The sequence below is a fragment of the Idiomarina abyssalis genome, from assembly GCF_019797805.1.
Classification (GTDB): Bacteria; Pseudomonadota; Gammaproteobacteria; order Enterobacterales; family Alteromonadaceae; genus Idiomarina; species Idiomarina abyssalis.
The window spans coordinates 835,269-847,579 of the sequence record NZ_CP081832.1 but is presented as its reverse complement, the minus strand read 5'-3'; the positions used below and the strand labels follow the sequence as shown (position 1 = coordinate 847,579).

General features: G+C 47.5%; 9 protein-coding genes. 4 read left to right on the top strand and 5 right to left on the bottom strand.

The features are described from left to right. Nucleotides 1–4: 4 nt before the first annotated feature. Nucleotides 5–1,549, top strand: a complete 1,545-nt coding sequence (locus K5X84_RS03985) for a M17 family metallopeptidase (protein WP_054486937.1) — start codon at nt 5–7, stop codon at nt 1,547–1,549. Nucleotides 1,550–1,623: 74 nt separating this feature from the next. On the opposite strand, the gene K5X84_RS03980 is transcribed toward K5X84_RS03985, so the two are convergent. Continuing rightward, nucleotides 1,624–2,223, bottom strand: a complete 600-nt coding sequence (locus tag K5X84_RS03980; protein ID WP_054486935.1) for a Yip1 family protein — start codon at nt 2,221–2,223, stop codon at nt 1,624–1,626. A 194-nt stretch (nt 2,224–2,417) separates the two neighbouring features. Here K5X84_RS03980 and miaE point away from each other — a divergent pair, with 194 nt between their 5' ends. Continuing rightward, nucleotides 2,418–3,200: a tRNA isopentenyl-2-thiomethyl-A-37 hydroxylase MiaE gene (gene miaE / locus K5X84_RS03975; protein ID WP_222236740.1), complete on the top strand. Its 783-nt coding sequence runs from the start codon at nt 2,418–2,420 to the stop codon at nt 3,198–3,200. A 27-nt stretch (nt 3,201–3,227) separates the two neighbouring features. Here the strand turns inward: miaE and K5X84_RS03970 are convergent, their stop codons facing one another. The 3 genes from K5X84_RS03970 to K5X84_RS03960 all read right to left on the bottom strand — a co-directional run bounded on the left by K5X84_RS03970 (nt 3,228) and on the right by K5X84_RS03960 (nt 8,051). Then, a complete protein-coding gene (locus tag K5X84_RS03970) occupies nt 3,228–4,511 on the bottom strand; it encodes a dicarboxylate/amino acid:cation symporter (RefSeq protein WP_222236739.1) in 1,284 nt (427 codons plus the stop codon). A 98-nt stretch (nt 4,512–4,609) separates the two neighbouring features. Then, complete coding sequence (gene sohB / locus K5X84_RS03965) at nt 4,610–5,608, bottom strand: protease SohB (protein ID WP_222236738.1); 999 nt, start codon at nt 5,606–5,608, stop codon at nt 4,610–4,612. Nucleotides 5,609–5,681: 73 nt separating this feature from the next. Beyond that, nucleotides 5,682–8,051, bottom strand: a complete 2,370-nt coding sequence (locus K5X84_RS03960) for a VolA/Pla-1 family phospholipase (protein WP_222236737.1) — start codon at nt 8,049–8,051, stop codon at nt 5,682–5,684. Between the two features lie 186 nt (nt 8,052–8,237). Here K5X84_RS03960 and K5X84_RS03955 point away from each other — a divergent pair, with 186 nt between their 5' ends. Together K5X84_RS03955 and K5X84_RS03950 are read left to right on the top strand one after the other, a co-directional pair. Continuing rightward, complete coding sequence (locus tag K5X84_RS03955; protein WP_222236736.1) at nt 8,238–8,990, top strand: YciK family oxidoreductase; 753 nt, start codon at nt 8,238–8,240, stop codon at nt 8,988–8,990. Nucleotides 8,991–9,071: 81 nt separating this feature from the next. Beyond that, entirely contained in the window at nt 9,072–10,142 is a 1,071-nt protein-coding gene (locus K5X84_RS03950; RefSeq protein WP_222236735.1) for a WD40/YVTN/BNR-like repeat-containing protein, read from the top strand. A 7-nt stretch (nt 10,143–10,149) separates the two neighbouring features. Here K5X84_RS03950 and K5X84_RS03945 read toward each other — a convergent pair whose 3' ends face one another. After that, the gene (locus K5X84_RS03945; RefSeq protein WP_222236734.1) at nt 10,150–12,267 is read right to left on the bottom strand and encodes an aminotransferase class V-fold PLP-dependent enzyme; all 2,118 of its coding nucleotides are present in this window, start codon (nt 12,265–12,267) and stop codon (nt 10,150–10,152) included. Nucleotides 12,268–12,311: the final 44 nt, after the last annotated feature.

Genomic DNA, 12,311 nt, shown 5'->3' with positions numbered 1-12,311 from the left:
CTCTATGGCATTTGCTCAGTTGCAAATTGTTAGCTCACTAGCTGACGCATACTCAAAAGATGGTGCTGATGCACTTATCTTAATTGGGAACTTTGACTCTGTTGACGACTCAGCTCTGGCTGAAGTTATTCAACAGGCAAAAATCACCGACCAGCGAGTTGGCAAACAGCCGTTGCTGCTAAAAGCTGACGGAGTCCCGGGCCAACGCCTGGTTGCTGCACCTACTGGTCCTCTGAATCGTGATTTTGACGACGTTCGCCAGGTATTTGATGCCGCACACGCCGCCGCAAAAATGGCGCAAGATGCCGGTGCCCGCCACCCTGTTATCGCACTGAACAACGTAAATATTAACGACGAGCGTTATAAGCAGGCCTTTTTAGCGGCTTATCTGGGCTTTTGTCAGGCACTTTATCAGCCTCTTGAAGCGCGTGAAGCGCATGGTGAAGAAGCTATTGAACCGACTAAAAGCGTTATTTTAGTTGGTGAGCTGGACGCAGACTGGGCTATGGCAGTAGAAGCTGGTAAACGTGTTGCCCGCGACTTAGCAGGCACAGAGCCAGAGCGCATGGCGCCGCCTCGTTTTGCTGAATACTGCCGCCAGGCGTTTGCCCACACCGCTGTTAAAGTGACGGTTATAGACGACTCACAACAACTTCAGCACGAGTATCCGCTGCTGGCGGCTGTTGGACGTTCGTCAATGGCAGTAGAGCGCCACCGCCCTTGCGTTATACGCCTTGAGTATCATGGCAGCAAGCCAGAACGTACTGTTATGTTCGCCGGAAAAGGTATCGTCTACGACACCGGTGGCGCTGACCTGAAAGTTGGCGGTCACATGGCTGGTATGAGCCGTGACAAAGGTGGTGCGGCAGGCGTTGCCGGCTTCCTGAAAACAGTAGCTGAACTGCAGCCGGAACACCTGAATGTAATTGCAGAAATTGGTGCTGTGCGTAACAGTATTGGTTCCGATGCCTTTGTTGCGGATGAAATCATTACCGGACACAGTGGTAAGCGTGTGCGTATTGGTAACACCGATGCTGAAGGCCGCCTGATTATGGCCGACCTGCTGTCTCATTTGCGTGAAGAAGCAGCGAAGAGTGATGGCGAGCACGAACTGTACACCGTAGCCACCCTGACCGGGCACGCGGCTCTGTCAAAAGGACCTTATAGCGCACTGGTACCTAATGGCCATGCACGTCGTCAGAAGCTCTCTCAGGCGCTGTTTGATGCTGGCGAAGTTTACGGAGACCCAACTGAAATTTCCTGGTCACGTCGCGAAGACTTTGATTTCGTGAAAGGTCGCACTCTGTGTGACGACTTACTCTCCTCGAACAATGGCCCGTCAGCTACAACACCTCGTGGGCACCAGTTCCCTATGGCGTTCCTGGTTGGTGTTTCCGGGCTGGATAACCATGGTATCGACAGCGAAAAACCACTTAGCTACATTCATATTGATATCGCAGGCAGTGGTGTTGAAGGCGGTGACTGGCAACACGGTAAACCGACAGCGGCGCCGGTTACCTGTCTGGCTGGACATTACTTAAAGAAATAAAGCCTTATAATGCACAAAAAAATGCCCGGCTCTGTTTTACCAGAGCCGGGCATTTTTCTTTTATGAAGCCAGTTTTATGAAACGAAAGAAGGCCCGAAGCCGTTGGTCCATAAAATAGCGGTGGTTGCCATAAGTACAACCATAGCAATAAGGCCTGCTGTTACTACCGAGCTGGCATAAAGAAAGCCTCGCTCCTCAGGAATGTGCATAATAACCGGAAGACCTGAGTAAAGCAGGTACACGGAATAGGCCACACCGCCAAGGAAAACGACAGCCACAAACCACAGTTCCGGATACAAAGAAGCAATACCCGACATAATAACCGGCGTAGCCGCGTAGGCAGCCAGTTCTAACGACTTAGTAAAGCTCGGATCAGCACCGAAGGTTTTTGCCATCCAGTAAATTAAGTAGGCCAGCGCGAACGTTGCGCCCAGAATACCAATGTACATAGCAACAGCCATCATAAGTGCGCTGTTTTGCGTTAAATAAATAGAGTCCCGCGCGCCAATGCTCCAGCCCAGATGAGCCGAGGCATAATAAGCAGCCAGACAAGGTAAAATAGCAACTAATAAAACGTGAGAACAAGAGTAAAAAAAGCTTTCCCGCTTACTGTCGATAGACTTCCATTCTTGTACTGGATGAGCGTATAGGCCCCAAATATGATTCAGTATCATAACTTCACTTCCCCATAGTACGCGGTCATACCGCCGAATTCTTAAATACGTTATAATTTTGATGCGGGTACTGCTGAAAAATTCACCCATGTGTCTAATATTCAGCACCACCTCTTTTCTGTCAAGGCCTTTTGTTATAGAACGACGCCGAGTTTGTTAATTTATTTTGTATTTTTAAGCCAAGAAGGATCGCTGTGAATCATAGCCTCGTCGAACCTTATTTAAAGCTGTTAGAGCCTATCCGTTGTTTTTTACTTTGTCCTACGCCACAAAAGTGGATTCAGCAGGCCGTCAGGGAAGAAAACCTGCCAGTCATTTTACTTGATCACTTACATTGTGAGCTTAAAGCTGCGCAAAGTGCTGCTTTATTGCTGCGCCGTTATGCGGTTAATAAAGACCATGCACAAGCTCTGCTTGATGCTTTACAACCTTATGAAGACTTAGTCTACCGAGGCATTGGTGGAATTGAGCAAGTACAACAAAGTAAGCAGCTGTCTCAAGCATTAAAAGCCGCAGAGTCACAGCCTTATGCCGACGAAATTATCGATAAAATGTCACGCCTTATCCGGGAAGAGTTGCATCACTTTCAGCAAGTTCTTGAGATAATGCAAGCGCGTGATATTCCGCTGTATAAGCTCAGCGCCTCTCGCTATGCGGCCAGCCTGATACGTCATGTCCGCACGTACGAACCACAAGCGTTAATTGACAAGCTTATTATTGGTGCGTTGATAGAGGCGCGTTCATGTGAACGCTTTGCAGAGCTTGCTCCCTATTTGGATGAAGATATTACCCGCTTCTATGTGTCGCTGCTACGTTCAGAAGCACGACATTATCAGGATTATCTGGAGCTGGCACAAAAACTCAGTGATACGGATATTACGGAAAGAGTGAATCAATTCAGAGAGTGGGAAGCGGAGTTAATTACGTCTGAAGACACAGAACTGCGTTTTCATTCCGGAGTGCCGGCGCACGCTTAAGCGTGCACCGGTTCTTTACCAGTAAAGTTAAAGCTCTTCTAACTTCTTACCAGCTTCTTTGTCGTAGTAAACTTCTTCATCGAAGTCGTTTTCTGAACGCGCAACAACACAGCTGACCATAGCGTCACCAGTGACATTAACTGCGGTTCGGGTCATATCCAGCAGGCGATCAACACCAATGATGAGGCCAATGCCTTCAACCGGTAAGCCAACTTGCTGCAATACCATAGCCAGCATAATAAGTCCCACACCTGGAACCCCTGCCGTACCAACTGAGGCTAATGTAGCGGTCATAATAACCATCAGATACTCAGCAACGCCTAAGTCCAGACCATACACCTGAGCAATGAAGACCGTTGCCACACCCTGCATAATCGCCGTACCATCCATATTGATGGTCGCGCCCAAAGGCACAGTGAAGGAACCAACGCTATTACTGACACCTAAGCGGCGTGTAACTGTTTCTAATGTAATGGGCATGGTGGCATTACTACTGGCCGTACTGAAGCCAAATAATTGGGCGTCGCGCAGTTTACGCATGAAGATACCGGGTTTTACCCGAGCCAAAACACGCATAAATAGCGGATAAACAATCAAGCCGTGAGCTAATAAAACAAACAGAACCAGCAAGAAGTACTTCGCCAGGCTGCCAATCATTTCCACACCGATTTCTGCAAACAGTTTTGCCATGAGTGCAAAAACACCGTAAGGCGCAACGTTCATCAGAATAACCACCAGCTTCATAATGACGGCGTTCAGGTCGTCAAAAAAACCCTTTAAACGCTCTCCGGGTTTGCCAATTAATGCCATCGATATACCAAACAGCAGCGCAAACACAATAATTTGCAGCATGTTACCTTCGGCCATCGCGTTAATCGGGTTGTCCGGGAACAGATTCACAATGACCTCACTCACTGAAGGCGCTTCACTGGGTTCAAAATCAGCATCAGAAGCACGTTCAATACCCGACCCCGGTTGAATCAAAATGGCCGCGGTAATTGCAAAGGTAATGGCTATTGCTGTGGTTATCATATACATACCAACAGCTTTACCACCTAAACGCCCGAGTTTACTGGGATCGCTCAGTGAGCATGTACCGACAACCAGTGATACAAACACCAGCGGAACAACCAGCATTTTTAATGAGGTAATGAATATTTGGCCAACAACGTCAAAAAGGCCATTGGTTAAATACAACGAAACCCAGGCGTTATCGCCGGCAACGTAACGAATAAAAGTACCGAGAATGATCCCAGCGACCATACCTATGACAATGCGGCTAGTCAGGCTGAGTTTTTTCTTTTCGCTCATAAGCGTCCTTTATTATTCATTCTAAAAAAACTGCAACAGCCTAGCAGAAAGCCTTTAAATAAACAGCTATAAAACTGCAAAGCTGGGCTGAATACCTTTTATTGTGAGACATCTGACCGAGTTAATGAAGTCTTAAGTGTATGAATGATGACAGACATACCTTTAGCAAAACGCTCACTCAGCGGTTTACGAATAACATACTGTAACTGAAGTACATCAAAACCTTTATGTTGCTTCATTAACCACGCGTCGCTGGTAGTTACCTCGTCAATCAAGCCCAGCTCTTTCGCTTCCTGGCCAGACCAGACCTCCCCGGTAGCAACTTTATCAATATCGAGTTCGGCACGATTTTCCTGCACAAAAGCCTTAAATTGGCGATGAATGGCCTCTAAGTCCTGCTTAAACTTACGACGCCCTTCATCGGTGTTTTCACCAAATAGCGTCAGAGTGCGTTTATATTCACCTGCTGTTAACTGCTCAAAGTCAACATTATGCTTCTTCAGGAACCGATGAAAATTAGGTATCTGTGCCACCACACCAATTGAGCCAATAAAAGCAAAAGGCGCAGCCATGAGCTTGTGACCAACGCAAGCCATCATATAACCGCCACTTGCCGCGACCTTATCAATAGCAACATTGACCGTTAGCTTTTGTTCTCTCAACCGCTGTAACTGAGCCGCCGCCAGACCATAACCATTGACGACACCACCACCGCTTTCTAATCTCACCAGTACTTCATCTTTCTCAGTAGCCAGGTTCAGAATTGCGTTGACTTCATGGCGTAAGCTATCAACTTCTTTAGCGTCCATACTGCCTTTAAAGTCTATAACAAAAAGCCGCTTTTCTTTATTCTCTGTCGCTTTCTTCTTCTTTAACGCTTTCAATGCTTTTTTCTGAGCTTTTTTGTCCATCAGTTCAATTTTTAACTGCTCACTGAGTTCGTTCAGCTCTTTAGACAAATGGGTTACCTGCAGGTCACCTTTGCTCTTCTTCTGCTTCTGCGCCGCCTGAGCTAATAACCCTACAATAAAGCCAATCGCTACCACAATAATGGCTGCTTTTAGCAAAAAGCTTCCAATATCAGCAACAAAGTCCATACCACTCTCCTAAAACGAAAAAGGCCAGCATAGTTGCCGGCCTTTGAATACTTAGTGTTCAATAACCTGAGAGTTATTCTACCACTTCTTCGTTAGTTACTGGTAATTGCATCATGTCCGAAGCAAACCAGAACGCAATTTGCTGCTGCATTTCAGCGGTTACCGCTCCTGACGCTGAGGAGTCAACCAGCGAACCGTGCTCTGCATCACCACCGAAGCGAACAATACCCGATACCGGCGTACCATCTTCAGATGTGGTCGTGGATGAAATACCTTCCAGGCCAAGCAATGTCGCTAGAGGTTCAGTTCCTGCCAGCGGCTTATTCTCAACAGCATTTGGAATAACCGAGTCACCAATGGCTTCAATCATGAATACAGGCGTTTCAGAAGCAACGACACCACTTGCGTAGTTAACCGGGTCTCCCGAGTCGACAACAGTTTGTGCTGCAAATGCGAACTGCTCAAAGGTTGCATTGATTTGCGCAACCTGCTCGGCAGATGCTTGCTCCATGAAACCTGCGTAGAACTGCTCTAATGTAGCGCCACCAGCAATAGCCTGATCAGCTGCAGCCTTGAACTCTGCGTTAGAAGAGTACAGTAAAGTCGCTTTAATCGTCGGTCCAAAGCTGTCAGACGCCAGCAAGAAGTTAGCCAGACTACCACCCGGCATACCTAAGCTCGAAGCTTGCACAGCAAATTGTCCGTCAAGTGCCGCTAAAGGGTTATTCTCACCAAAAGAGGTATTTGCCAGCGCCGTGAAACCAGTACCAGCAATAGCGCCCAGAGAGTGTCCTACAAAGTGAACATCCTGACCGTTCAACTCTTCTCCGTCCAGCGACTGGAAGTAGTTCAGGCTTAAACGCAACCCAATAAGGTCAGTAATTGACTGGCGCAAATTATCACGCGTTGTCAGCAAACTGCTCAAATTCATATAAGCAGTAACACCACTTTCACTGGATGCATCAATATCATCAGTACCATCGCCATCAACATCGAAGGCGCGTCCGCCGTGTAACGGGTGGTCTATCGCTACTGTCGCAAAACCGGCTACTGCAAAAGTGCCTGCAATTGCCGCAGCATTTTCTTTCTCACCGGTAATACCGTGCTGGAAAATCACAACAGGCCAGCCGTTCTCAGGCGCAGTTAGAGGTTCCAGTCCCATTTGAGCGCGAACGCCATTAGCGGTTGCTAAATCAGGAATCGTAACAAAGGCTTCAACAGTCTGGTCACCCTGCTTTTCTGGTACCGGATTGTACTTAGTCAGATGACGCTCTTCATCGACACCTTCAATATCAAAACACGCATTAGGTGGCAGCATTAATGAAGGGTCGTCAATCATTTCTGCACTAATACCTTCCGCAGCCGGGTCAATTTCACCGGCCTGAAGCCCGCTCAGGATAGCTGCGGGGCTGTCACACTGTGCAGTCCAGCGACCAGTTAATGGTGCCGTTGGATTCTCAGCGCTAGGTAGCGGAGAGTAGTATGGTAAATCAACCTGTCCACCATAGACTTTAGCCGCGCTTGCCGCAGCCAACGCATTTGGATCTTCAATTCCTGCGCCGGATAACACAACGTCTAACGTATAACCCTGAGGAGCAGCCTGCATGACAGGTGGGTTAGACGCAGCAACCTGCTGCCCTAATAAACTTTTCGTTACGCCCAGAACCTCACCCACAGACTGTGTGGTAAAGTTGGAGCTATAAATAACACCTTCAGGGTCAACGCCATACTGCGCAAGAGCGCCTTCATAGCTATTGACCAAGCCTTGTAAAGCTAATGCGCTTGCATCACCGGATACTGGATTCTCTTCCGCATCACGCTTCATCAAGGTATAAGTCTGTGACGGTTTAACATCACGTCCAAGTGAGTCCTGAATATTATTAGTCAATACAACCAAATAGCCGGTAGCTGGCTTAAATGGACGTAAAGGAACAACCGCAACACTGCCTTCGCCTGTCGCTTTAACAATAAAATCAGTACCATGCTGAAGCTCACCGGTTACCGCACATACCGCAGCCGGGTTAGCTGCCGCACAGCCAGCCGAAACGTCACTGCCGCCCTGAATGGTTTCAAAGACACGTATAGAGCCTTGTGCTTCCAGGCTAGCCGATTCTATGATGACTTGTTCACCGTTTTCGTCAACCGGCAACGAGAAGTCAAAGGTTAATGTCGAGTGAGTTCCCCAACCATCAAGTGCATTAATAGCAACCTGAGGGTTAGCCGTGTCTGTCGCGTCAGCAACAGGTAAGTTCAATGTGCCGTCAACTGAACCACTTAACAGTATGTTCGTTGGCGCAGATAACGCGCCGTTTGACGGATCAAACACCACGCGTGATGCTGCAACATTAACTTCACTTTCCGTAATAGGCGCTTCGTCACCGCTACCACAGCCTACCAGGCTAAGAGCAGAACCAATCGCAAGTGGGAGTAATAATTTCTTCATGAGGTATCCCCAATCCTTTTTTATGTTTTGTTATTCTATGCCTTCTCTTAACGATTTTTATACACCTGTATGAATTAAGATGAAAGGCTTTTTACCGATTTTTCGTTCGTTTGCTGAGAAGTTACTCGATTATCGTTACAATAGCCTACTCACCCGACCACAGTCCAATGGTATTAAGAAACTGTTATGGAAATTAAAACCGTACATGATTATCAGGCAAGTCCTGAGCTTTTGAAAAATAAAGTGATTTTAGTTACTGGTGCCGGTGACGGCATTGGCCGTCAGGCGGCTCTAAGCTTTGCCAAACACGGCGCTTCGGTTATTTTACTTGGCCGCACGGTCAGTAAATTAGAAGCGGTTTACGATGAAATTATTGCTCAGGAAAGTCCGCAACCGGCAATTATTCCTCTGGATTTAAAAGGCGCAACGGAAAATCACTATCGCGATATGGCAGCAACTATAGCGGATCAGTTCGGTAAATTAGATGGTGTACTGCATAATGCCAGTCTGCTGGGAATCCTTTCCCCTTTTACTCATATCGAAAAAGACAGTTGGGATGACATTATGCAAGTTAATGTCACCGGCCAATTTGCCATGACAAAGGCACTTATTCCGGTAATGGAAAAGTCCTCCAGTGCATCGTTAGTCTTTACTTCTTCGGGTGTCGGCAGAAAAGGTCGTGCCTTCTGGGGCGCTTATTCAGTCAGTAAGTTTGCAACCGAGGGTATGGCACAAGTTATTGCTGACGAATACGAAGGTACCAAGCTACGGACCAATGTAATTAACCCTGGTGCCACGCGCACCTCGATGCGTTCTAAAGCCTACCCGGCGGAAGATCCTAAGTCATTAAAGACACCAGCAGACCTAATGCCAACTTATTTATATTTAATGGGTGACGACAGCATTTCCGACAACGGACTGTGTTTTGATGCTCAGTGAACTGAAGGCTTTGAACTGACGTATCGGTTAAAAAGAAACGTGTTACACTCAATAACATGCATAATTAATTAGGTCACGTCTATGACATCGAAGCTACAGCAGCAAGCCATAAATGTACTCAAGCTTGCTTTGCCCTTCAGCGCATTATTAAGTATTCCGGCGGTGGCTCAACCGCCGGAAATAGAGATATTTGATAATGTTCGACAACAACATTGGGTGGGCGTCAGCCCTGTAAGCCGCAATACAATATGGCTTTCCGGTGAAAAGGGAACTGTAGCCAGAACCACGGACTCGGGTAAAAGCTGGCAATATTTTCAGCCGGGCCCCGAAGATCTTGATTTCAGAGATATTGAAGCAATAGATGATCGCCGTGCCTATGTGCTCAGTGTTGGTAATGGTGGTCAGTCCCGCATCTATTACACTGAAAATGGTGGCAATAGCTGGCGTTTACGTTACCGCGGCGAATCAGACAGCTTCTTTAATTGTATGGCGCTTTCGCCCAGTGGTGAAGCCTGGGTGCATGGTGACAGTGTTGGTGACGAGTGGCGCATGGTCCGTAGTGCCGACGGCCGTAACTGGATGCAAGTACGCAGCGCTGTATCTGAGCCTCCTCAGTCAAATGAAGGTGGTTTCGCGTCAAGTGGCAGTTGCGCACGTTTTAATAATGACAACTGGATGATAGCAACCGGTAACGCCGATAAAGCCAGAGTATTGATTAAAGGTTCCTTCGGAATTCGCTTCCGAGTAGTAGAAACACCAATGCAGGCGGGTCCAATGGCCGGTATCACCAGCGTGTGGCCAGTTAATGAGAAAACTTTTTACATTGCCGGTGGTGACTTAAACGATGCTTCCAGCAACGAAGATCGCTTGTGGCATTATCAAAATGAAGAATTTATTGCTCTGTCGGAACCACCAATAAACGGGGCACTTTACAGCTTAAGCCTGATTGATCACAACGGCTCCTGGCTACTGACCTCTAACCCTCAGGGTGCTGCTGCCCTTAACCTGGACAACAACGAGTGGTTTAAACTGTCTGATTCCAATATCTGGAACATCCAGTGCCACGACGACATCAGTTGCTGGCTGGTCGGTAAAGACGGATATGTTGGTCGCTTGCAATGGCAGGCGCCGCAAGAACGCACAAAGCTCTAAAGGCCACTTATGCGGCAGGGGCCCCAAGCAGAGCCAGGCCCCCTAGTAAATGACGGCTATTAAAGCCATGTCGCTTCAATACGTTAGCCACAACCTGGCTTCTGTTTCCTGAACGACACAAACAGATAATGTCGCGCTCACGCAAATGAGGGTTGCTGTGAATGAACTGAGCAACTTCGGTAAGCGGGACATTAATGACCTCTGCACAGCAGGGCAAGTCCGTTAACACGTGTTCTTGCCGTTCCCGAACATCAACAATGACAAGATCTTTTCGATGCCAAAACTCGTCGGTATCCCCAATAGGAATATTAACGCCATCGTCAACACGACAGTCACCACTTAATTCACAAGGTGTGTAAACAAGGTGATGCTCAGGGTCACGTCCGGGACAAATCAGTGTATTTTCACCGATGAAGCCTTCGTAAGCTTGAGGGGACGCTTCCGCACCAGTAAATAAAAAGTCAGAATGAACCAAAGCTTTAAGTGTCGCCGATTCGCTCAGAACATAAACAGGATTACGCGTGCCGACACGGAACAACCTGCGTTCACCGATACTAATACAGCCTATAACGCTGTCTTCGCATTCCACAGGAGCCACATCACACAGTCCGGTAGCGGTTTTAGGCCAACCGAACACATCATATTCATCAATAGACTGAGACGGTATGAGTATTGGCAACAGCAACTCAATTGACTGACTCATTACTGAATCTGCAGCTGAACAGACAACAGCTTTCACACGGTAATGCTGGCAGCTGACAATATTCTCAATTCGCCCAGCTAATGCGGGATGTGGGTCAACGACCGCAATTTCCCTGGCCTCGCGATCAATAATCAAATAACAACAGTGATCATCGTATTTGAGTTGAACAACACCATCGAGCTGGGCGTCATTATCGTTGTTTGTATCCGCTACAATCAGGCAGGAATTTCGTAATGCATCCGCAGCCTGCTGGATTCGAACACAGGCTTCATTAATTTCTTCCTGTCGAGTGGCAGGCCCAAAAGATAACCGAATAGCAGAGCCACTGCGCCATTCCTCTAGCCCCATGGCGTCCAGCACAAAGCTTTTTGTCACCTTTGAGCTACAAGCCGAGCCCGAGCTCACTCTTATCTGGCAGGCATCAAAAACATCCATAATATCGCGAGACGCAACACCTTCTACCGAGAAGTTCAGTGTGGTCGGCACTGAAATGTCTAAGTCATGATTAAATACAATCGAAGGAAAAGCTGTGTTTAGGGCATCAACCAGCTGGTTTCGGTAAACCTGCAGAGTATCATCGTTCTGAAAACGGTTATTACTCTCGTCCTGCATTAACTCAAACAACGCATTCAACGCCGCAATTCCCGGTAAATTCTCTGTTCCTGAGCGTTGCCCTGACTCCTGCCCACCACCAATTATCAGGGGTGTATAAGGCGCTGCGTCTCTGACCGCCATAAATCCTATGCCTTTTGGCCCATACAATTTATGACCACTAAAAGGCGCATAATCAATGGTGGTAGCATCCAGGTTCAACGCCTTCTTACCTAATGCCTGAACGCAGTCGACCATCCAGGGAACATTCGGGTTGTGCTGACGGATAACCCTTTCTAGTTGCTCAAGGTCCTGCACAACTCCGGTTTCATTATTTACCGCCATGGTACATATCATTGCTGCATCTTTTGCGTGCTGAGCAATAAACTGAGTGTCTAACACCCCCTGTCTATTCACAGGAATAGCAACCAATTGCGCATTTAACCCTAAAAGCTTGTTCCAATGCTCCAGCGCCTGCGGCACAGCCTTGTGCTCAGTAGCACCGTAAAGTAACAGCGTTTTTCTATTGCCAGGCTCGGCTTGCATCGCGGCGTATATTGCGGAGACAACCGCGGTTTGTATCCCTTCTGTAGCCCCGCTGGTAAAAATAAGCCGACCGGAGGTTAAACCAACAGTCTTTCGCGCTAGCTGACGGGTTGTATCCAGAATATATCGTGCTTTCAGGCCAGTAATATGGCTACTTGATGGGTTACCGAAAACGGTTTCCATGGTATGGGATACCGCTTCAATAATTTCAGGAAGTACAGGAGTGGTGGCGTTACAATCCAGATAAAGCTCATTTGCATTTGTCTGAATATCGATTGGTTTCATGCCACCCTCCTACTTACCAAAAAGTTATATGTTTATAACCTTTT

Coding starts and splice junctions, on each gene's coding strand:
- K5X84_RS03970 (WP_222236739.1), bottom strand. CDS start 4,511: ATGAGCGAAAAGAAAAAACTCAGCCTGACTAGCCGCATTGTCATAGGT.
- K5X84_RS03955 (WP_222236736.1), top strand. CDS start 8,238: ATGGAAATTAAAACCGTACATGATTATCAGGCAAGTCCTGAGCTTTTG.
- K5X84_RS03950 (WP_222236735.1), top strand. CDS start 9,072: ATGACATCGAAGCTACAGCAGCAAGCCATAAATGTACTCAAGCTTGCT.
- K5X84_RS03960 (WP_222236737.1), bottom strand. CDS start 8,051: ATGAAGAAATTATTACTCCCACTTGCGATTGGTTCTGCTCTTAGCCTG.
- K5X84_RS03945 (WP_222236734.1), bottom strand. CDS start 12,267: ATGAAACCAATCGATATTCAGACAAATGCAAATGAGCTTTATCTGGAT.
- sohB (WP_222236738.1), bottom strand. CDS start 5,608: ATGGACTTTGTTGCTGATATTGGAAGCTTTTTGCTAAAAGCAGCCATT.
- K5X84_RS03980 (WP_054486935.1), bottom strand. CDS start 2,223: ATGATACTGAATCATATTTGGGGCCTATACGCTCATCCAGTACAAGAA.
- K5X84_RS03985 (WP_054486937.1), top strand. CDS start 5: ATGGCATTTGCTCAGTTGCAAATTGTTAGCTCACTAGCTGACGCATAC.